At 61.2% G+C, this 19,180-nt stretch carries 15 protein-coding genes; 9 read left to right on the top strand and 6 right to left on the bottom strand.

Going from position 1 to position 19,180, the window contains the following annotated elements; all coding sequences use genetic code 11:
* The first annotated feature begins 12 nt into the window (after positions 1-12).
* The 4 genes from ACFSR7_RS11805 to ACFSR7_RS11790 all read left to right on the top strand — a co-directional run bounded on the left by ACFSR7_RS11805 (position 13) and on the right by ACFSR7_RS11790 (position 6,034).
* Complete coding sequence (locus ACFSR7_RS11805) at positions 13-396, top strand: hypothetical protein (protein WP_378161682.1); 384 nt, start codon at positions 13-15, stop codon at positions 394-396.
* Between the two features lie 6 nt (positions 397-402).
* A complete protein-coding gene (locus ACFSR7_RS11800) occupies positions 403-1,593 on the top strand; it encodes an extracellular solute-binding protein (protein ID WP_378161680.1) in 1,191 nt (396 codons plus the stop codon).
* An 80-nt stretch (positions 1,594-1,673) separates the two neighbouring features.
* Positions 1,674-3,920, top strand: coding sequence for a helix-turn-helix domain-containing protein (locus ACFSR7_RS11795; RefSeq protein ID WP_378161678.1), 2,247 nt, complete (start codon positions 1,674-1,676; stop codon positions 3,918-3,920).
* Between the two features lie 41 nt (positions 3,921-3,961).
* Positions 3,962-6,034 carry an alpha-L-rhamnosidase-related protein gene (locus ACFSR7_RS11790; RefSeq protein WP_378161677.1) on the top strand — a complete coding sequence of 691 codons (2,073 nt, stop codon included), beginning with the start codon at positions 3,962-3,964 and terminating at the stop codon, positions 6,032-6,034.
* A gap of 198 nt (positions 6,035-6,232) precedes the next feature.
* Here ACFSR7_RS11790 and ACFSR7_RS11785 read toward each other — a convergent pair whose 3' ends face one another.
* From ACFSR7_RS11785 to ACFSR7_RS11770, 4 genes are all read right to left on the bottom strand, one after another.
* Positions 6,233-7,129 carry an SDR family oxidoreductase gene (locus ACFSR7_RS11785; protein ID WP_378161675.1) on the bottom strand — a complete coding sequence of 299 codons (897 nt, stop codon included), beginning with the start codon at positions 7,127-7,129 and terminating at the stop codon, positions 6,233-6,235.
* An 86-nt stretch (positions 7,130-7,215) separates the two neighbouring features.
* Positions 7,216-8,616, bottom strand: coding sequence for a SpoVR family protein (locus ACFSR7_RS11780; protein ID WP_378161674.1), 1,401 nt, complete (start codon positions 8,614-8,616; stop codon positions 7,216-7,218).
* A gap of 106 nt (positions 8,617-8,722) precedes the next feature.
* On the bottom strand, positions 8,723-9,505 hold the full coding sequence (locus tag ACFSR7_RS11775; RefSeq protein ID WP_378161672.1) for a hypothetical protein: 783 nt from the start codon (positions 9,503-9,505) through the stop codon (positions 8,723-8,725).
* Positions 9,489-10,037: an RNA polymerase sigma factor gene (locus ACFSR7_RS11770; RefSeq protein WP_378161670.1), complete on the bottom strand. Its 549-nt coding sequence runs from the start codon at positions 10,035-10,037 to the stop codon at positions 9,489-9,491. The genes ACFSR7_RS11775 and ACFSR7_RS11770 overlap by 17 nt, the downstream gene beginning before the upstream one ends.
* Before the next feature lie 145 nt (positions 10,038-10,182).
* On the opposite strand from ACFSR7_RS11770, the gene ACFSR7_RS11765 reads away from it, so the two are divergent.
* From ACFSR7_RS11765 to recQ, 3 genes are all read left to right on the top strand, one after another.
* Positions 10,183-11,430: a GIY-YIG nuclease family protein gene (locus ACFSR7_RS11765; protein ID WP_378161668.1), complete on the top strand. Its 1,248-nt coding sequence runs from the start codon at positions 10,183-10,185 to the stop codon at positions 11,428-11,430.
* 132 nt (positions 11,431-11,562) lie between these two features.
* Complete coding sequence (gene helD, locus ACFSR7_RS11760; RefSeq protein WP_378161666.1) at positions 11,563-13,950, top strand: RNA polymerase recycling motor HelD; 2,388 nt, start codon at positions 11,563-11,565, stop codon at positions 13,948-13,950.
* A gap of 147 nt (positions 13,951-14,097) precedes the next feature.
* Complete coding sequence (gene recQ, locus ACFSR7_RS11755; RefSeq protein ID WP_378161664.1) at positions 14,098-15,945, top strand: DNA helicase RecQ; 1,848 nt, start codon at positions 14,098-14,100, stop codon at positions 15,943-15,945.
* A gap of 201 nt (positions 15,946-16,146) precedes the next feature.
* Here recQ and ACFSR7_RS11750 read toward each other — a convergent pair whose 3' ends face one another.
* Together ACFSR7_RS11750 and ACFSR7_RS11745 are read right to left on the bottom strand one after the other, a co-directional pair.
* The gene (locus ACFSR7_RS11750) at positions 16,147-16,584 is read right to left on the bottom strand and encodes a hypothetical protein (protein ID WP_378161662.1); all 438 of its coding nucleotides are present in this window, start codon (positions 16,582-16,584) and stop codon (positions 16,147-16,149) included.
* 4 nt (positions 16,585-16,588) lie between these two features.
* Positions 16,589-17,362, bottom strand: coding sequence for a hypothetical protein (locus ACFSR7_RS11745; RefSeq protein WP_378161660.1), 774 nt, complete (start codon positions 17,360-17,362; stop codon positions 16,589-16,591).
* 172 nt (positions 17,363-17,534) lie between these two features.
* Here ACFSR7_RS11745 and ACFSR7_RS11740 point away from each other — a divergent pair, with 172 nt between their 5' ends.
* Both ACFSR7_RS11740 and ACFSR7_RS11735 read left to right on the top strand, forming a co-directional pair.
* A complete protein-coding gene (locus ACFSR7_RS11740; RefSeq protein ID WP_378161658.1) occupies positions 17,535-18,359 on the top strand; it encodes a phospholipase D-like domain-containing protein in 825 nt (274 codons plus the stop codon).
* 38 nt (positions 18,360-18,397) lie between these two features.
* A complete protein-coding gene (locus tag ACFSR7_RS11735; protein WP_378161656.1) occupies positions 18,398-19,165 on the top strand; it encodes a TIM barrel protein in 768 nt (255 codons plus the stop codon).
* Positions 19,166-19,180 lie beyond the last annotated feature (15 nt).

The raw sequence follows: 19,180 nt of genomic DNA, 5'->3' as shown, positions 1-19,180 counted from the left end.
GGTCCATTCAATATGTTAAAATCGGGATGGAAGAAAACCGCAAGCACGGGCGCCGCGCTCATGCTCGCAACCGCCGTCATGGCGGCATGCAGCGGCAACGATAAGGAGAACGCGGCCGCAAGCGGCGGCTACGCGGGCGCGCCGAGCGCCTCGGGCTCCGCAAGCGCCGCGGCGCCGGCTCCCGCCAAGGACGCGGTCTCGCTGAAGATCATGATCCCGGGCGACCGTCCGTCGGACATGGACAAGGTCATCGCGGAAGCCGAGAAGCGGATGGCGGAGAAGGGCCTTAACATCAAGCTCGATATGACGTTCGTGCCATGGGCGGACTTCGGCCAGAAGTCGCAAGTGTCGCTTACCGCGGGCGAATCGATCGATCTGATTTTCGACGCGCCCTAGCTCCATATGAACGAGATGATCTCCGGCGGCTTCTACGCGCCGCTCGACGATCTGCTCGCGCAGTACGGCGCGAACATCGTCGGCGCCCGCAGCGAGAAGATGATCGAAGCGAACAAATTCAACGGCAAAGTGTACGGCCTCCCGCAAGGGAACGTGCAGGGCGGCAACAACCGGCAATATATCATTCGCAAGGATCTGAGAGAGAAATACGGCATCGGGCCGATCAAAACGCTTGACGAGCTGAAGGAATTCGCCTACGCGGTCGGCAAAAACGACCCGAGCGTCATTCCCTGGGGCACGCAGACCGGCAATTCTTCGTACGTCCCGTTCGTCCTGTCGGAGGAATACGATCCGTACTTCCGGTCGACGGGCGCGCTCGGGCAGTCGCTCGTGCTCTACTTCAACGCCAACGACGGCAAGGTGCACAATCTGTTCGACGAGATGGAACCGAAGATCTGGGCCCGGATTCTGGAGGCGCGGCAGCTGTACCAGGACAAGATCATCCACCAGGACGTGCTGGCCGTCAAGGATATGAGCGCCGAGATGAAGAGCGGCAAGATCGCGATTCTGGTCGCCAACGACTTCGGCGTGCCGGACGCGCTGCTGGCAGTGCAGGATAACGTGGCCGGGGCGGAGCTCGAGAGCGTCAATTTCTTCGATCAGAAGGCGCAGATCACCGATTTCAAGCAGAACAATTTTATCGCGCTGTCCGAGAGCAGCTCTCATAAGGAAGCGGCGATTCAATTCTTGGATTGGGCGGCCAGCTCTCAGGAGAATTACGATCTGCTGGCTTACGGCATCGAGGGCGTCAACTGGGAAGCGGTCGGCGACAAGCAGTACAAATCGATCGGCAGCGGCTACGCCTGGTTCCCCTTCATGTGGAACTGGGACCCGACGCACGATCGCATGAACGCGAATTTCAGCCAGGACGTCCTGGACATCTACAAGCAAGAGCAGGATCCGGCGAACTTCACCGAAGACATCCTGACGGGCTTCAGCTTCGACGCGTCGCCGGTGACGAACGAATTGGCCCAGTACAACCAGATCGAACAAAAGTATTATGCGGGCATCATGAACGGCGTGATGGATCCGGACGGCACGTGGGCGACCTTCAAGAAGGAAGGCGCGGCGCTCGCCAAGAAGATTCAGAACGAGTATCAGAAGCAGGTCGACGCGTTCCTGGCCGCCAAGCCGTAAGGACAGGCTCGTTCATGCTGCGGTTGAAGTCTTCCGGCTCCGGCCGGAAGGCTTTCTGACGTTGAGAAGGGGCGGTTGATATGAAATCCGTCAGGTCGAAAATGTATATCCGGATTTTTCTGCTCATGTCCATCTTTTTTACGCTGCTCGTCATCCCGTTCGCCTTTACGCTGGCGCATTATTTTTCCCGTTACGCCTTTTCGGAGATCGACCGTTTCTCGCAGCAGAAGGTGGATCAGACGGCGCGCAACGCCGACTTTCTGTTCGGCAATCTGACCGCCTACGGCATCAAGATCAGCCGGGATCTGAGCATTCGCGAATGGCTGCTCAGCGGTCAGGAAGGGGCGCTCGAGACGCAGGAGGTTATGCGCGGCTTTTCGGAATTTATATTGCAGGAGGCGCTCGTGACGCACGGCTTCCTCGTGAATCTGAAGACGGGCCGCGTGCTCGATACGCGCTCCAAGCCTTATTCGGTCGCCGAGTTTCCAGATCCCGAGCTGCTGGAGCAGGTCAAGGACAGCCGATACGCGCACTTTTTCGTTCATCGCTCCGGGGGCGCGCGTTCGATCGCGCTGGTCGTGCCCGAAGGCATCTCCGCCGGATCGAGCAGCGGCAGCGTCGTGCTCATGCTCGATCAAGGCCAGATCTACGAGATGCTGTCCCAGGCGGGGCAGGACTCCGGCATGGAGATGCTCTTGCTGGACCGGGACGGCGAGGTGCTGCTCGGGGATGCGGGCGAGGCGCTGAGGCGCGCCCTATTGTCGCATGACGGGGACGATCCTTATCAGATCGAGGACGAGCAGGCGGTCTGGCATATCAATTTCGCGCCGATGGAATTTCAGGGCTGGCGGCTGTACGCCCTGACCGATACGAAGAGCTGGGCGGGCACCGTCGACAGCTTCAGGCAGCGGATCATCGCGTATTCGCTCGTGCTGCTGCTCATCTTGATCGCGGCGATGTATTGGCAGTCCCGCCGGGCCTTCTCGCCTTTCAGCAAGCTGGCGGCCTCGCTGCAAAAGACGATCCGGCCGCCCGGCGGCGAGGGCGCGTCCGATCCGGCGTCCGACGAGTACAAGACCCTCGAGAGCGGCATCGACTATCTCATCCGCCAGGTGGACGGCATGCAGCGGACGGTGCGCGACTACAACGGCATCCAGAAAAACGAAGCGCTGCTCGCCTGGCTGCTCCAAGGGCAGTTGAGCGAATCGGCCGGCCGGCTGATCGAACGCGAGACGAAGCTTGCCGCGTCCGGGAGCGGCGTCGTCATGGGCGTCGTGCGCATCGAATCGTACGTCCGGTTCACCGAGACGTACAACTACGCTTCGCGGAAGCTGCTGAAGTTCGCCATGGAAAACATCGTCGCGGAAATCTGGCGCGACGGCGGCATCGAAGCGGAATGCGTCGATCTGGGCGAAGACCATCTGGTCGTCCTTTTCGACGGGCATGGCGACCGCGGGCATGCGCTCGATCTGATGCGGGCCGCCGTGGCCCAGATTCGCAAGTGGCTGCAAATCGACGTGACGGCGGCGCTCGGCGAGCCGGCTCTCCCGCACGCGGACATGCGCAAGCAGTATACGCAAATCTACGAGCTGACCCAGCTCAAGTTCCTGCTTGGCGAGAGCAAAGTGTACACGGCGGCGGACCATGCGGATCTGCCGATGGCCGTCACGCGGGACGCGGATCACGATTGGGTGGAGAAGATGATCCTGATCGTCAAGGCGGGACAAGGAAAAGGCATCGAGGCGCTGCTCGACGAGCTGGCGGGAAGACTGCGCGGGTTCAGCTACGAAGAGTGCAAGTTCCGGCTGACGCATATCGTCTATTCGTTGTTCACGATGATGAAGCTGCAGGGCAAGGATTATCCGTTCGAGGAAGCCCGTCTCAGCATCAATCGCCGTTCGACGCTGGACGAGGCGATCGTCTGGCTGAGAGGCGAGCTCGGCCAACTGGCCGAAGAGCTGAGCCGCGGGAGACAGCCGGGACGCAAGGAGGAGCTGGCGGAGGAGATCACGGACTACATCCGGCGGCATATCCATGATCCGCTGCTGTCGATCGACCAGATCTGCGGCCATCTGTCCATCTCGCCGAGCTATATCCGCGCGATTTTCAAGGAAGCGGTCCATACGACCGTGTCGGACTTTATCGTGGACGAGCGCATTCGCTACGTCAAGAGCTTGCTGGAGCAGACCGACTCTACGATTCTCGACATCGCGGGGCAGTCCGGATTTCTGTCCGAGAGCCACTTCTATAAAGTGTTCAAGCGCAAGACGGGCGTGACGCCGAGCGAATACCGGAAAATGAAAGCGGGAGACGGCGCGGAAGCTTGACGAGAATCGAAGGGCGGCTTCGGGCCGCAGGAGGAACGAAAATGAGCGTGAAGGAAAAGTCTGCCGCCTGGATCTGGTATCCGGGCGACTTCGAGATCTGGCTGCGGCGGGAGGTCGAGCTCCGCCGGGACGAACGGCTGGTCGCGACCCCGCCGATCTGGCGGGTGGACGCGCCGTATGCGGTCGTCCGCTTCCGCAAGGAGATCGAGCTGGAGCGGGCGGAGCGGGCGGTGTTCGCGGCCGACGGCTCGCTGCGGCTCACGGTCGACGGCCGAATCGCGGCGGTCGACGCCGGAGATCTGACGGTCGCGCTGCCCGCGGGCAAGCATCTGATCGTCGCGGAGGTGGCGAATACGGTCGCCTTCCCGTCACTGTACGTATCGGGGAATGGCATTCGCTCGGACGGCGGCTGGACGGTCAGCCATCGGATGGCCGCAGGATACGTGGAGGCGGGCTGCGGCGAATTTACGGATTTCCGGAAGCCCCCGTCGCGCTTTCGCCTGGCGACGGAGGCTGCCGCGCCGGCATGGATCCGGCAGGAAGGGCGCACGCTGTTCGCGGACTTCGGCAAGGAGACGTTCGGCTACGTCCGCCTGCACGGGCTGGAGGGAGAAGGGACGATCCGGCTTCAGTACGGCGAGTCCGAGGAGGAGGCGCGCGACGAGGCGTTCGGCGAGACGATCGATATCGTCGCCGTTCTCGGCGGCGGCGCGGAGCCGCTGACGGCCGGCCGCTCGCGCGCCTTCCGGTATGTCTGCGCGATTCCCGAAGGAGACGTGCGGATCGGGACGGTCGACATGCTCTACGAATATTCGCCGGTGACGTACAGAGGATCGTTCGAGTGCGACGACGCGCGCCTGAACGATATTTACCGGACGAGTTTGTATACGTTCCATTTAAATACGCGCGAGTTGTTTCTCGACGGCATCAAACGGGACCGCTGGGTATGGTCGGGCGACGCGTACCAGAGCTATCTGATGAACTATTATTCGTTTTTCGATCTGGAGACGACGAGGCGGACGATCGTCGCGCTGAGGGGCAAGGACCCGGTCGAGGAGCATATGAACACGATTCTGGACTATTCGCTCTACTGGTTCCTCGGCTTGGAGGACTACTACCGGTATACGGGCGATCTGGGCTTCGTCAGGCGGAATTACGAAAAGATGAAGAGCTATATGGCGTTCGTGATCTCGCGGGCCAACGACAACGGGATGCTGGAGGGGCAGCCGGACGATTGGGTGTTCGTGGATTGGGCGGATATGGAAAAGGAAGGCGAGCTCGCCTTCGAGCAGCTCCTCTTCTGCCTGAGCCTGGAGACGATGGCCCGGTTCGCGTCGCTGTTCGACGACGGAGAGGCGGCCGCCGGGTACGCCGCGCGCGCCGAACGGCTGCGCCGGGACTTGCGCGACGTTTTCTGGGACGAGGCGCGAGGCGCCTTCGTTCATCGCCGCGCGAACGGCGAGATCGATCCGCTCGTGACGAAGCATCCGACCATGTTCGCGGTGCTGTACGGACTGCTGGATCCCACGGCGCGAACGCGCGTGAAGGAGACGGTGCTCGCGAACCCGCGGGTGCCCGGGATCAAGACGCCGTACATGCGGTTCTACGAGCTGGCGGCGCTGTGCGAGTTGGATGAGCTCGACGCGGTCCGGCGGGAAATGCTGCGCTACTGGGGCGGCATGCTGGATCTCGGTGCGACGACGTTCTGGGAAGAATACGATCCGGACGTCGGGGTGCCCGCGCAGTATGCCATGTACGACAGGCCGTACGGCAAAAGCTTGTGCCATGCCTGGGGCGCGAGCCCGATCTATTTGCTGGGCAAGTATTACCTTGGCGTGACGCCGGAGGCGCCGGGCTATGCGCGGGTTCGCATCAAGCCGGGGCTCGGCGGTCTCGCTTGGATCAAGGGCAGCGTGCCGACGCCGGCAGGCGAGGTGCAGGTGTATAGGGACGCGGAGAAGATCAGGGTGTCCATCCCCGCCGGAACCGGCGTGGTGTGCTTCTCGAGTCCGCGCCGGCCTTCGGTCGGCCGCGGCGCGTTGCGCGCGACGGGCGTCGATACGTTCGAGCTTGAGCTGGACGAGCCTGGCGTGGAGTACGAGGTCGTTTTCTGATCGTCTGCGGTTGCGGAAAACGCGGACTGCTGTGAGCGATAAAAGTACTGTCGGAGAGGCACTATCGATCGCGGAGTGTATTCTTAATGAAAGAAAAGCAAAAGGTACAGTCCGTGTAGGATTCCAGGAACTGTACCTTGGCTTCAATCCGGCTATCGCAGGGGGGATCGATGTCCCTGACGGTTTATGTCTTGAAATTTAACCGTTGATCACCGTGCCGCCATTGACGTGCAGCACTTGGCCCGTCACGTACGAGGAGTCCTCGCACGCGAGGTACACGTAGGCCGGCGCGAGCTCGTCGGGTTGTCCCGGCCGCTTCATCGGGCTGTCGGTGCCGAACTTCGCCACCTTTTGCTCGTCGAAGGTCGAAGGGATGAGCGGCGTCCAGATCGGTCCCGGCGCGACGGCGTTGACGCGGATGCCCTTGTCCACGACATTGCCCGACAGGGAACGGGTGAAGGCGACGATCGCGCCCTTGGTCGAGCTGTAGTCGAGCAGCTCCGGGCTGCCCCGGTAGGCGGTGATGGACGTCGTGTTGATGATCGCGGCGCCTTTTTTCAAGTGCGGCATCGCCGACTGCGTCAGGTAAAACATGCCGAAGACGTTCGTGCGGAAGGTTTTTTCCAACTGCTCCGGCGTAATGTCCTCGATCGTCTTCTGCGGATGCTGCTCGGCGGCGTTGTTCACGAGAATGTCGAGCTTGCCGAGCTGGGACACCGTCTGCTCGACGGCCTGCTTGCAAAAGGCAGGATCGCCGACGTCGCCGTCCAGGATGATGCACTTGCGGCCCTCGGCCTCCACTTCGCGCTGCGTCTCGCGCGCGTCGGTGTACTCGCTGAGGTAAAGAATCGCGACATCGGCGCCTTCCTTGGCGAACGTAATGGCGACCGAGCGGCCGATCCCGCTGTCTCCGCCCGTGATGAGCGCGACCTTCCCGAGCAGTTTGCCCGCCGCTTTGTACGTCGGAGATTCGACCTCGGGGGCCGGATACATGTCGCTCTGAATGCCGGGCTGCTGATCCTGATGCTGCGGCGGGACATGAGACGGACGCGTCGGCGTCTCGGTCGGGCTGGGCGTTTGGTTAGTTGGCGTCATGGCGCATCACTCCTTCGAAAGTATCTAGGAGTAAGTTAAACCAAACGCCGCCGTTCTACGCACGATCATCCGAATTCGGTGCGTCCTTACAGGTTTTTGCGCGTCGTCTTGCCGCCGTCGCACGTGTAGAGCACCGGCTTGCCGTCGACGACCGATTCAAGATGGACGGGCTTGCCCCAGAGTCTCGCCATATAGGGAAGCGTGCGTTCGGTATACTTGGCGTCCAGCTCGACGCCTTCGTACCGGTGGCTGACGTACAGCTCGCCATTGCGGTGGAAATCGCCTTCGGTCACGACCAGATACGGAAACCCGCCGTTTACCCTCGAATACACGAGCTGATCCCGGACGTTTTCCCACTCCTTGTCGGTGATCGTCCAGTCCGCGCCTTTTTTCTCGAACACGTAAAGATCCAGGTCCTCCGTCAGTTCCTTCGTCAAGTAGTTGCGGATGAACGAGGGGTCCGAATCGAGCTCGCGCACCTCGAACATCGCCTCGCGGCCGAACCGCTTCTCGATATCCTCGAACATCTTGAGCCCCAGGTAGTAGGGGTTCAGCGAGCTGCGGGACGGCTGGACGACCGAGGCGTTCAGCTTGGCGTATTCGATCGTCTCCTCGGAATCGAGGTTCAGCTCGCGTATGATGCGCTGATGCCAGAAGGTGGCCCAGCCCTCGTTCATGATCTTGGTCTCGATCTGCGGCCAGAAGTACAGCATCTCGTCGCGAAGCATGGACAGAATGTCCCGCTGCCAGTCTTCCATAAAAGGCGCGTATTCCTGAATGAACCAGAGAATATCCTTCTCCGGCTCCGGCGGAAACTTGCGCAGCTCGGGCTTATGGTCCTGAATCCGCAGCCGCTCAGCACGCTCCTCGTCGTCCAGCAGCCAGATATCGTCGTAAGCAGAAGTCGGCGCGGGCTTGCGACCGAGCTTTTGGTCTCGCTGCTGCGCTTCCATATAACGGCGTTTATCGAGGCCTTGCGGGCGCACGATGCCGGGCTCTACGTGTTCCTGAATCGCCAGCACGGCGTCGAGGAACTTCTCGACTTCTTCGCTGCCGTACTCAAGCTCGTACTGGCTGATCCGCTCGGCTGTGGCGGACATGCTCTCGACCATGTCGCGATTGGAAGTGGAGAAGCGGGCGTTGTTTTTGAAAAAATCGCAGTGCGCAAGCACATGCGCCACGATCAGCTTGTTCTGGATGAGCGAGTTGCCGTCGAGCAGGAAGGCGTAGCAGGGGTTCGAGTTGATGACGAGTTCGTAAATTTTGCTGAGTCCCAGGTCGTATTGCAGCTTCATTTTATTGAAGGTTTTGCCGAAGCTCCAGTGGCTGAAGCGCGTAGGCATGCCGTACGCCCCGAACGTGTAGATGATGTCGGACGGGCAAATCTCGTAGCGCATCGGGTAGAAGTCGAGCCCGAAGCCCTGGGCGATCTCCGTGATTTCTTCGATGGCCAACTCCAGTTGGCGTTGATATTCGATATGGGACATGGGCGCGTTTCCCCCTCGGATTGGCATGACATGAATACTCATGTATATGCGGGGAGGAGGCGCGGCTTGACTAGGTTGTGCTGGAGCGGCGTGAAGACGGGGGCTGCTACTTCGAGGGCAGTGCAACCGTATGCAGTTCTCCGTCCTTATCAAGCGTCTGCAGCTTATAATTGTTCGGGCTGCCGTCCACGATCGCGAACCAAAAAAGGCCGTCCGCGTTTTGCGTAATATCGGCGTTCGTCACCGCCCCGTCGCCTTTCACAAGGCTAACGGACGAGATGTCGTCGGCCATTTGACCCGCTATCACGGTAAACCCTTCGAGATCGAAGGTGTGCGCGGACAATCCGGATTTTGAGAGACGATACTCTTTTACAGTGTCCGTAAAGTTGGCGGAAGCGCGCAGATTCCATTCTTCGGAACTTCCTCCCTTGTCGTAGTAATCGGCGCCGAATTTGTAGGCGTCATCCTCGTAACGAACCGACCAGAACTGGAGCTTTGCATGCTCGCCTGACTGAATCCAAGTCAGGTCGCGGCGGTGATCTTCATCGTATGCCTCCGCCTCTGTACGTCCGTCGTTTGAGATAGCAGGGCCGAACTTGATTCCGATCGGCCCTCCGATGCCAATGGCCGAAGTGATTTCGCCCGATTCGGGTTTGTCCAAGATTGCATGTGTCTGAGAATCGGATAGCCCCGCATAAAAGATCGCGCACGATGCGACGACCGCGGCAGTCAGACTCGCAGCCACGACGCGGCGATAGTTGGGTCCGCTGCTTTCGGGCATCATCGCCCGCTCCTTAATCCGCTCGGTTAGCGATTCCGTAAAATGGCGTTCCCGCAGCGGTTCGCCCTTCAATTGTTCGTACCATCTCGGATCAGTAGGCTGGATCATTTTCGTACTCCTCCTTTAATAAAAACGCCATGCGTCGCCGCGCAGCAAATAGACGCGACTTGACGGTACCTTCAGGAATCCGCTGCAGGTCGGCGATCTCCGCGACGGACAGCTCGTATTTGGCATGCAGCACCAGCGTTTCCCGCAGCTTCACGGGCAGATCCAACACGCACCGCCAGATCTCGCTCGCCGCCTCGCGCACCATATAATCCTGCTCGGCGGAGCTTCCGGGATGCCGCGGGGACACGATGTCCATCAGCAGCGCTTTGCGAAAAAAGGCGGCGTTGCGGTAATTGAAGCTGACGTTGCGCGCGATCCGCAGCAGCCAGGTTTTTACCGATGCTTCTTGCCGGAATCCAGAGAAATGGCGGTACGCCTGAATAAATGTATCCTGGGCGATATCGTCGGCCATCGCACGATGCTTGACGAGGAAATAGGCGTAGTTCCATACGTCCTGCCCGTACCGGTCCATGAGCTCCCCTAACATGGCCTGGTCCGGGTTGACCCGGTGTGCCAGGTCTTCTTTGTCCACGACTGATCACCTCGGCATATAGACAAGCGAACGGAGCGCCCGGTTCACTTTTTTAAGGAAATAATCGGGATTTTTACGTAATTGCGTTAAACCGTTCGACTTGCTAGACTAGTAGCTAGAATGTATGTTCGGGAGGAAGCCTAAATTGCCCGCATTCTTATTCGAACCCGCCAGATACCCGGAGCAGCCGGGCGTATACATCATGAAGAATAACGAAGGCAGGATTCTGTATGTCGGCAAGTCCAAGTGCATACGGGACAGGCTGCGCGCCTATTTTAACGGTGCCGACAAGCGCAGACGGATTCCCGCCCTGACCGCGGAGATCGCAGAGATTGCCGTCATCGTGGTGAACAACGAGCACGAGAGCCTGATTCTCGAGAACAATCTCATCAAGATCCACAAGCCCCCGTATAATCGCGCGCTGAAAAAGGACAACAGCGGATACGCGTACTTGCAGCTGACCCGTGAGCCCTTGCCGAGATTGATCGCGCATTATCGCGACCGGCGCGCGGTGCGCGAAGAGACCGGCGAGGCGGCGTCCGCGCGGAGCTTCGGAGGCGCGGCGGAGCGCGAGCTTCGCCTTGCGCGCGAAGAGGCGGCGTCCGGCGCGGAAGGACGGGAAGCGGCCGTACGGGACGCGGAGGCGCACCCGCTCAAGCGACCGGAGCCGGCCTTCCCTCCCGCGGCGGAGGATCTGTCCGCCGAGCGGTTCGGGCCGTTTATCAGCAGCCGGTTCCGCGAGGCGGTCATCGCCTTCGTGACGGAGCATTACAAGCTCCGCACCTGCGTCACGCTTCCCAAGCGGGCGTGTCTCGAATATCACCTCGGCAAGTGCAGCGGGGTGTGCGCGGGCCATATCTCGCACGAGGAATACCGCGAGACGGCGCGCGCGGCGGCCAAGCTGCTGGCCGGCGGCGGCGAGCGGCTGGTCGGCGCGATGTACCGTCAGATGGAGGCGTACGCGGAGCGGCTCGCGTTCGAGAAGGCCGAGCATATGCTGCGCCATATCCGGATCCTCGAGCGCACGCCCGAGCGGCAGATCGTCGATACGGAGACGGACGGCACGCAGGAGGCCGTCTACTTCGGCGAATCGGACGTCTGCATCGCACAATTCCACGAGGGGATGCTGCACCGCCTCGAGTGCATTCCCTGGTCGCGCGGAGAGGAGGGAGCGGCCGCTTGCGACCGCTTCTTGATGGAGCGGTACAAGACGCTGTCGCGTCCCGACGAGATCATCGCGAGCGAGATCGGCGACGTCCGCTTGCTGCGCGCGGCGCTGCGGAGGCGGGGCCAGCCGGCCGTGCGGATCACCGTGCCGCAACGCGGCATGAAGCGGGACCTGCTCGGCCTGTGCCGGCGCAATCTCGAGGAGACCAAGCGTTCCAAGGCTTGAATCGCACGACGGTCCGCCGTTCGTGCGATTTGCATTTTTTTCGCGAATAGGCTTACTTGCACGGGACTTAAGGTCGTGTTACAACAGGTGGATAACGTAAACGAAACGAATGCGATGCGGAGGAGAAGACAGGTGTCTGAGCAGGAACGGACGGATGCACGGACCGGCGAGACCGAGCGCCTCGCCGAGGTGATCAGGATCATTGACCGCAAGCTGCTGAAGGAAATGTCCGTACAGGGCGAGCGGCGGGGAGACGTCGTCGGCATTCGCCAGGAGTTCTGGGACGATCTGGCGATCAACTTTTCCGACGAGACGGAGCTCGGAGAGACGTGGAGCAGCATCGTGCAGCAGGCCGAGCTGCTAGCCGAGCGCGAGCGGAGCCACAGAGTCGCTTCGGAGGCCGCCGAGCGGCTGGCGCATCAGCATGACAATCCTTATTTCGCACGGATCGATTTTGCGGAAAAGACGGATCCGGCGGCGGGCGGCGTGGGCGGAGGCGCCGCGGGGGAGACTGCGGAGCCGGAGATCATTTATATCGGAAGAGCGTCTCTCGTCGGCGATGACGGAGAGACGTTCTATATTTATGACTGGCGCGCGCCGGTCTCGAGCCTGTTCTACGATCACGAGCCGGGTCCAGCGTCCTATGATACGCCGGGCGGAGAGATCGCGGGAGAGCTGACGCTCAAGCGCCAGTTCGTCATCCGCGGCGGCCGGCTGCGGCATATGTTCGACACGGACGAGACGATCGGCGACGACATCCTGCAGGCAGTACTATCCGAAAAGTCCGATACGGCGATGAAGAGCATCGTCGCCACCATCCAGAAGGAGCAGAACCGGATCATCCGCGACGAGCGTCATCGCCTGATTGTCGTGCAGGGCGCGGCCGGCAGCGGCAAGACTTCGGCCGCTTTGCAGCGCGTCGCTTATTTACTCTATCGTTACCGGGACAGTCTCACGGCCGAGCAGATCGTGCTTTTTTCGCCGAACCCGGTATTCAAGGGCTATATCTCTCGCGTCCTGCCGGATCTGGGCGAAGCCAACATGCGCCAGATGACGTTCCGCGAGCTGATCGAGGCGCGGCTCGGCAGGCGGTTCGACGCGGAGGACTTGTTCGCGCAGACCGAAGACTTGGCCGCGACGGAGGGCACGCCCGAGGGCGAGGCCCGCGCGCGCGCGGTGCGATACAAGGGCTCGGAGCATTTCTTCGAGACGGTCGGGGCATATCTGGACCGCCTCAAGCGGGAGGGCGTCATCTTCCGGCAGCTCCGCTTCAAGGGCGATACGATCGTGTCCGCCGAAGAGATGAGCAGGCAATTTTACGGCGAGTATGGCGAGGACAGCTTCGGCGACCGGCTGGCCAAGCTGCGCAGATGGCTGAACGGACGACTGACGGCATGGGTGGACAACCAACTCAAGGAGCCTTGGGTCGAACAAGCCGCCGAGCTGATGGAGGAAGAAGATATTCAGCGGGCTTACGTGCGTGTGAGGCGCCAGGGCGGATTCCACGAGGGCGCGTTCGACGACGAGGATAAGATGACGGAGCTCTTGCTGCGGCAAGCCGCCGAGAATGCGATCGGGCCGCTGCGCCGGGCGGTCAAGGGCTTCCGGTTCATGGACGCGCCCGAGACTTACCGTCAGTTGTTCGTCAGCCGCTCGTTGTTCGCCGCATGCGCGCCGGACGGGCGCCTGGCCGAGGGTTGGGAGTGGATGGCGCAGCGCGTCGAGGACAAGCTCGGACGCAAGGAGCTGGACCACGAGGATGCGACGCCGCTGCTGTATCTGATGGAGGCGCTCGAGGGATTCCGTAAGGTCGAGGGCGAGGTGAAGCATCTGTTCGTCGACGAGGCGCAGGACTATTCGCCGTTCCAGGCAGCTTACCTGCGCAGGCGGTTCCCCCGTGCACGGCTAACGGTGCTGGGAGACTTCAACCAGGCGATCTACGCGCAGGCCGAGGACAGCGGCGGCTTCGGAGGCTGGACGCGTCTCGCCGATCCGTCCGACACGGCGGTATGGCGGCTCACGACGAGCTACCGGTCCACGAAGCCGATCGTCGAGCTGTCCAAGCGGATATTGCGGCCCGAGGATGCGGAAGGGATCCGTCCGTTTAACCGCGAGGGCGAGGAGCCCCGGCTGATTCGTTGTCGCGACGGTGCGCAGCTGGCGGAGCTGGCGGCGGCGGACGTGACGGCGCTGCTCGCAGCAGGCCACGCTACGATCGGCGTCATCGCGAAGACGGCGCAGGAGGCCGGCGACGCCGGCTCGCTGCTGAAGGAGCAGCTTGGCGAGGACGTGCCGGTGACGCTTGTGAGTGGCGGCTCGGCGAACCTGCCGAAGGGCGTCTCGGTGCTGCCTTCCTATTTGTCCAAGGGCATCGAGTTCGACGCCGTCCTCGTATGGGACGCTTCGGCGGAGCGATACGGGCAGGAGCGGCACCGCAAGCTGCTCTACACAGTGAGTACGCGCGCGCTGCACGTACTGCACATTTATTATACGGGAGAGCTGTCGCCTTACCTGACATAGCGGCAGAGCTTATCAGCGAGCACCGGTTCTGGTCTGGCGGCATGTGATCCGGGGATGAACGACTGCAGTGAGGTACGGAAGAAGCTTTTTGCGGAGGCTGAGTATATCTCTGCAGGCTGCCGCGCGGAAATACGAGGAGGAACCTAAATGCCTGACACGATAGACAAGGACATCGACCGGTCCATGGGGGAGGCGCGCAGCGTGCTGAAGCGCTTCTTCGGCTACGACGCGTTCCGGCGGGGACAGGAGGAGCTGATCGAAGCGATTCTAAGCGGCCGGGACGCACTTGGCGTCATGCCGACCGGCGCGGGCAAGTCGATCTGTTATCAGGTGCCCGCGCTCCTGATGCCCGGCGTGACGATCGTCGTATCGCCGCTGATCTCGCTCATGAAGGACCAGGTGGACGCCTTGAACGCGGCGGGCATTGAGGCGACGCTCATTAACAGCACGCTTTCGGCCAAGGAAACCAACGATCGGCTGCGCGACATTTATTACGGTCACTACAAGCTCGTGTACGTCGCGCCGGAGCGGCTCGAGTCGGAGCGGTTCCGCGGCATGCTGCGCCACATCAAGGTGCCGCTCGTCGCCGTCGACGAGGCGCACTGCGTCTCGCAGTGGGGGCATGACTTCCGTCCGAGCTACATGGGCATCTCCCGCATGCTGCAGGACATCCAGCCGCGCCCGGTGATGGCGGCCTTCACGGCGACGGCGACCGACGTCGTCAAGGACGACATCGTCGATCGGCTCCAGCTGGCTTCGCCGGCCCGCGTCACGACGGGCTACGCGCGGGAGAATCTGTCCCTCTCGGTCGTCAAAAACGCGGACAAGCGGGACTATCTCGTCCGTTACATCCGGGAGCGCGCAGGACAGTCGGGTATTATCTATGCGGCAACGCGGCGGGAGGTCGAAGGACTGTCCGGATTTCTGACCTCGCTGGGGCTTCCGGCCGGCATGTATCATGCGGGCCTGCCGGAAGAGGAGCGCGCGCGGACCCAGGAGGCGTTTATCCGCGACGATCTGCAGCTGATCGTGGCGACCAACGCGTTCGGCATGGGCATCGACAAGTCCAACGTCCGTTACGTCGTGCACTTCAATATGCCGAAAAACCTGGAGGCCTATTACCAGGAGGCCGGACGCGCGGGGCGCGACGGCGAGCCGGGCGAGTGCGTGATGCTGTTCTCCGCGCAGGACGTCGTGACGCAGAAGTTTTTTATCGAGCGGAGCGAAGCGGAAGACGAGCGCAAACGGAACGATTATCGGCTGCTGAACGATATGGTGGAATATGCGCATACGTCGGATTGTCTGCAGCGCGCGATCGTGCGATACTTCGGCGAGGACGGCGGCGAGCCGTGCGGGAGGTGCAGCAGTTGCACCGACGAGCGCGAGCTGCGCGACGTCACCGACCAGGCAAAGCTGGTGTTCGCCTGCGTCTCCGCGATGAAGCAGCGATTTGGCATTACGCTGACGGCGAAGGTGCTGCGCGGTGCGAGCGACGCCAAGGTGCGGCAATTCGGTTTCGATAGTTTGCCTTGGTATGGCAGGCTGGCGAGTCTATCGGAAAAGGAAATCGTGCAGCTGATCCATGGGCTCGTCGCCGACGGCTATCTCAAGCTGACGGACAGCCAGTACCCGGTCGTGCAGCTGGCGGCCAAAGTCCGCGGCGTCATGAGCCAGGGCGAGCAGGTGTTCCAGCGGATCGAACCGCAGCAGAGCGGCGGGCGGACGAGCAGCCGTTCGCGCTCTGGCGGTGTGTCGGCCGTGCCGCCGGCCGACGCCGAGCTGTTCGAACGGCTGCGGGAAGTCCGCAAGTCGCTCGCGACGCGCGAGGGCGTGCCGCCGTTCATCATCTTCGGCGACGCCACGCTGCGGGAGATGTGCGCGCTTCGTCCGACGTCGGAGCACGAGATGCGCCGCGTCAAAGGCGTCGGCGACGCCAAGCTCGAGAAGTACGGCGAAGCGTTCGCGGAGGCGATCCGGGTTTACGTGGAGGGCTAAGGGGTTAGCAGGCATGTTCGAGCCATCATAAACAAGTGAGTCGTTTCACGGCTATAATTACATCAGAATAATCGATGTGAAGCACACGCCGCTTTCCTACGTTTTCCGGACTTATAGACCGGCATAACGCTGGAAGCGGCTTCTGCTTTTCGTGGCGAAACGTATGGGAGGAGACGGTCGAATGTCCGGATTCGACGACAATCAAGCGCCGCTCTCGCCGACCGATAACGCGCCGCGGCGGTACATGACGAAGCGGACGGCGTCGGACATGCCGGCGGGGCATTGGACGATGACCGTCACTTCAGGCGCCGGCGTCGTGGTACCGGATCGGGCGGGACCTCGCAGCCATACCCGCTGCAGGCAGAAGCCCGCGGCGAAGCCGACGATCGCACCGACGATTCCCCAGACGATCGGTCCCCACGCAAGTCCGAAGCCTGCGGCTACGCCGACGACGGCCATTCCCGTCGCCCATGCGGCTCCCATCTCGATGGCGTCGCTCTGACTGGCTTCGGCTGCAGATTCCGCGCGCAGATTCATTCCCACGGCCAGAATATGCCTGCGGTCGATCCCGCTCTGCTCGATGTCGGCGAGCGCCTGCTCCAGCTCGAGCGTATGGGCGAAGCATCCGATCAACAGCATCCTCTCACCCCGACTCCGGAAATATCGCGATATTCGCCTTGTCGTACGTTTTGTTTAAGTAAGCTCGCTGTTCGATGCGGAACAGCTGGTTCTGCTCGATCGTCCCCCGGTACGCATGGTACGCGGCACCCCCAAGCACGGAAGGCATGAACATGAACCAGTGCTGCGACAGCATTTCGGTCGAACGGGCGACTGAGCCGTACAGCAGCTCGATTCCGGCCGCAATCGCATGGGACGTCCCGATATAGACCCACCACCAGAACATGAGGTAAAAAGCCAGGCAGAATCGCTGATTATACAGCTGTCCAAGCCCGGGGAACAGCAGCGAGTAATAGATGCCGGTGAGCGGCTTTTTCCGCTCCATATAATGGACCTCGACCGGATGAATCAGCATGCGGCGCACGGGTTGATCGGCGGCCGATAACGAACGCAGGCGGCCCTGATACCTGGCGTTTCGATAGCTGTCCCAGATGGCAAACAAATAAATAGTCGCATAGCCGAACGCCCAGTCGGCGTCGAGTACGGCCGTGGCGTCGCCGAATCGTCCGCAAAACGTATATACGATCGCATCGTTCAGCCCGGATAGCTTGTTGATCAGCATCTCCGTCAGCGTAAGCAGGACGCCGCGCGCATACTGATTGATGATGAAGTGACCGAAGCCGGGAAAAGCCGCCGACCACCAAGCAACCATGAGAGGCCGAGGGAAGGACGCGTAGGTAATGCCAAGCAAGCTGATGCGAAGGAGCGGATACCGGGTTTGGGAGCTCGTGTTTTTCATGCGATATAGTTTGCAAATTATTACAGTAATTATGCGCCCTTCCAGGTCGGCGGTACGTAAGGGCCTTGTATTCCGATCGCCTTGGAAAAAGAAGCCGTAACGCGTATTGCCCGAGATGCCCGTCTGACATACAATTGGAATAGTCAGGAGCGGGAAGCGGGGAAAAGACAGCATGAAAAAGGGAGTTTGCGTCCTTCTCGCGGCTATGCTGCTGCTGCCTGTCGGCGGATGCGGGGTATCTTCATCGACTGCGTCGTCGTCTGCTATAGGCGAGGGGAATGTGCAATGGGCGTTCACGCAAGACGATCAGCATCCGGAAAAGCTGTTGATCGGCGTCATTCAAGGTGCCAAAGAGACGCTTGACGTCGCCATCTACAGCCTGACCTACCCGGATATCGTCGCGGCCATCCGCGACGCCCATCGACGTGGCGTTGCCGTGCGGCTGCTGACGGATCGGATCCAGTCATCGGGCAAGACGCAGAAAGAAGCGCTCAAGCTGCTCGGAAGCGCGGGCATCCCGATCAAGATCAACAGCCACAGCGGATTGATGCATCTGAAAATGACCGTAGCCGACGGACAAGTGGCGACCACGGGCTCGTTCAACTATTCCAAGGCGGCGAGCACGACGAACGACGAGATGCTGGTCGTGCTGCGCGACGCGGCAGCGGCCGCATCGTTCGAGGAAGCGTTCGAGCGCGCCTGGAACGATCGCGACGGATACGAGACGCTGTCGGTTGCCATCGCCCAGGACGATTCGTCGAGCCAAGGCAAGCCGACGCCGTCCGTGCAGGCGCAGCAGTCCGATGAGGAAGAGGACGGCGCGGAAGCGCCTGTCGCAGCGTGCGAATCGCCTCAGATTAAAGGCAACATCAATTCCAAAGGGGACAAGATCTACCATGAACCCGGCGGCAAGAGCTACGATCGCACCAAGCCCGAACAATGGTTCTGCAGCGAGGCGGATGCCCAAGCGGCCGGATTCCGCAAGGCGGCAAGTTAGACGGATAGACGATACGATGGAGGACAGGGGGGCTCGCGATGAAGTTTTCGTTATGCATCGGCGCGTATCAGGGAGAAGACGAGATCTATCATCTCGAAAAAGTAAAAGCGCTCGGGTTCCACGGCTTGGAATATTACGCTTGGTGGCAGCTCGACGACCTGAAGCGCACGGCTAAAGCCCAGGAGCGGATCGGCGTCGGCATCGTCGCGACGTGCACGCCGTTCATCAGCCTTGTGGACGAATCGCTGCGCGGCGACTATCTGGACGGGATTAGCCGGACGATCGAGGCTTGCAAGACGCTCGGCACCCGGTCCATTATCTCTCAAACCGGCAACGAGCTGGACGGCGTACCGCGGGACGTACAGCAGCATACGATGGTGGAAACGCTGAAGCGGGCCGCACCGCTGCTCGAAGCGGCGGACATCGTGCTGGAGCTCGAACCGCTGAACGGCCTGGTCGATCATAAAGGCCATTATCTGCAGCGCTCGGACGAAGGGGCGGAGATCGTGGACAAGGTTGGCAGCAGCCATGTCAAGCTCGTGTTCGACGTCTACCATCAGCAGATTACCGAAGGCAACGTCATTCGCAATGCGACGGCATACCGCCATCGGATCAACCACTACCATATCGCGGACAACCCAGGCCGTCATCAGCCGGGCACCGGCGAGTTGAACTATGTGAATATTTTAAGGGCGATCAAGGAGACCGGCTTCGAGGGCTATGTCGGCCTCGAATGCGGTTTCACGATCGATCCCGACGATGCGGTCGAGCAGTTCCATGAGGAAGTCATCGCCCGCCTCGGGTAATATAAGTTTACATCG

The sequence above is a fragment of the Cohnella sp. GCM10020058 genome (genome assembly GCF_042683485.1).
Lineage (GTDB): Bacteria > Bacillota > Bacilli > Paenibacillales > Paenibacillaceae > Cohnella.
This window is presented reverse-complemented; position numbering and strand designations above follow the sequence as displayed.

Bases quoted from the DNA above. Each gene is read 5' to 3' on its own strand.
- ACFSR7_RS11785 (WP_378161675.1), bottom strand. From the start codon at position 7,129: ATGACGCCAACTAACCAAACGCCCAGCCCGACCGAGACGCCGACGCGT.
- ACFSR7_RS11780 (WP_378161674.1), bottom strand. From the start codon at position 8,616: ATGTCCCATATCGAATATCAACGCCAACTGGAGTTGGCCATCGAAGAA.
- ACFSR7_RS11795 (WP_378161678.1), top strand. From the start codon at position 1,674: ATGAAATCCGTCAGGTCGAAAATGTATATCCGGATTTTTCTGCTCATG.
- ACFSR7_RS11750 (WP_378161662.1), bottom strand. From the start codon at position 16,584: ATGCTGTTGATCGGATGCTTCGCCCATACGCTCGAGCTGGAGCAGGCG.
- ACFSR7_RS11800 (WP_378161680.1), top strand. From the start codon at position 403: ATGAACGAGATGATCTCCGGCGGCTTCTACGCGCCGCTCGACGATCTG.
- ACFSR7_RS11745 (WP_378161660.1), bottom strand. From the start codon at position 17,362: ATGAAAAACACGAGCTCCCAAACCCGGTATCCGCTCCTTCGCATCAGC.
- ACFSR7_RS11735 (WP_378161656.1), top strand. From the start codon at position 18,398: ATGAAGTTTTCGTTATGCATCGGCGCGTATCAGGGAGAAGACGAGATC.
- recQ (WP_378161664.1), top strand. From the start codon at position 14,098: ATGCCTGACACGATAGACAAGGACATCGACCGGTCCATGGGGGAGGCG.
- ACFSR7_RS11775 (WP_378161672.1), bottom strand. From the start codon at position 9,505: ATGATCCAGCCTACTGATCCGAGATGGTACGAACAATTGAAGGGCGAA.
- ACFSR7_RS11790 (WP_378161677.1), top strand. From the start codon at position 3,962: ATGAGCGTGAAGGAAAAGTCTGCCGCCTGGATCTGGTATCCGGGCGAC.
- ACFSR7_RS11805 (WP_378161682.1), top strand. From the start codon at position 13: ATGTTAAAATCGGGATGGAAGAAAACCGCAAGCACGGGCGCCGCGCTC.
- ACFSR7_RS11740 (WP_378161658.1), top strand. From the start codon at position 17,535: ATGAAAAAGGGAGTTTGCGTCCTTCTCGCGGCTATGCTGCTGCTGCCT.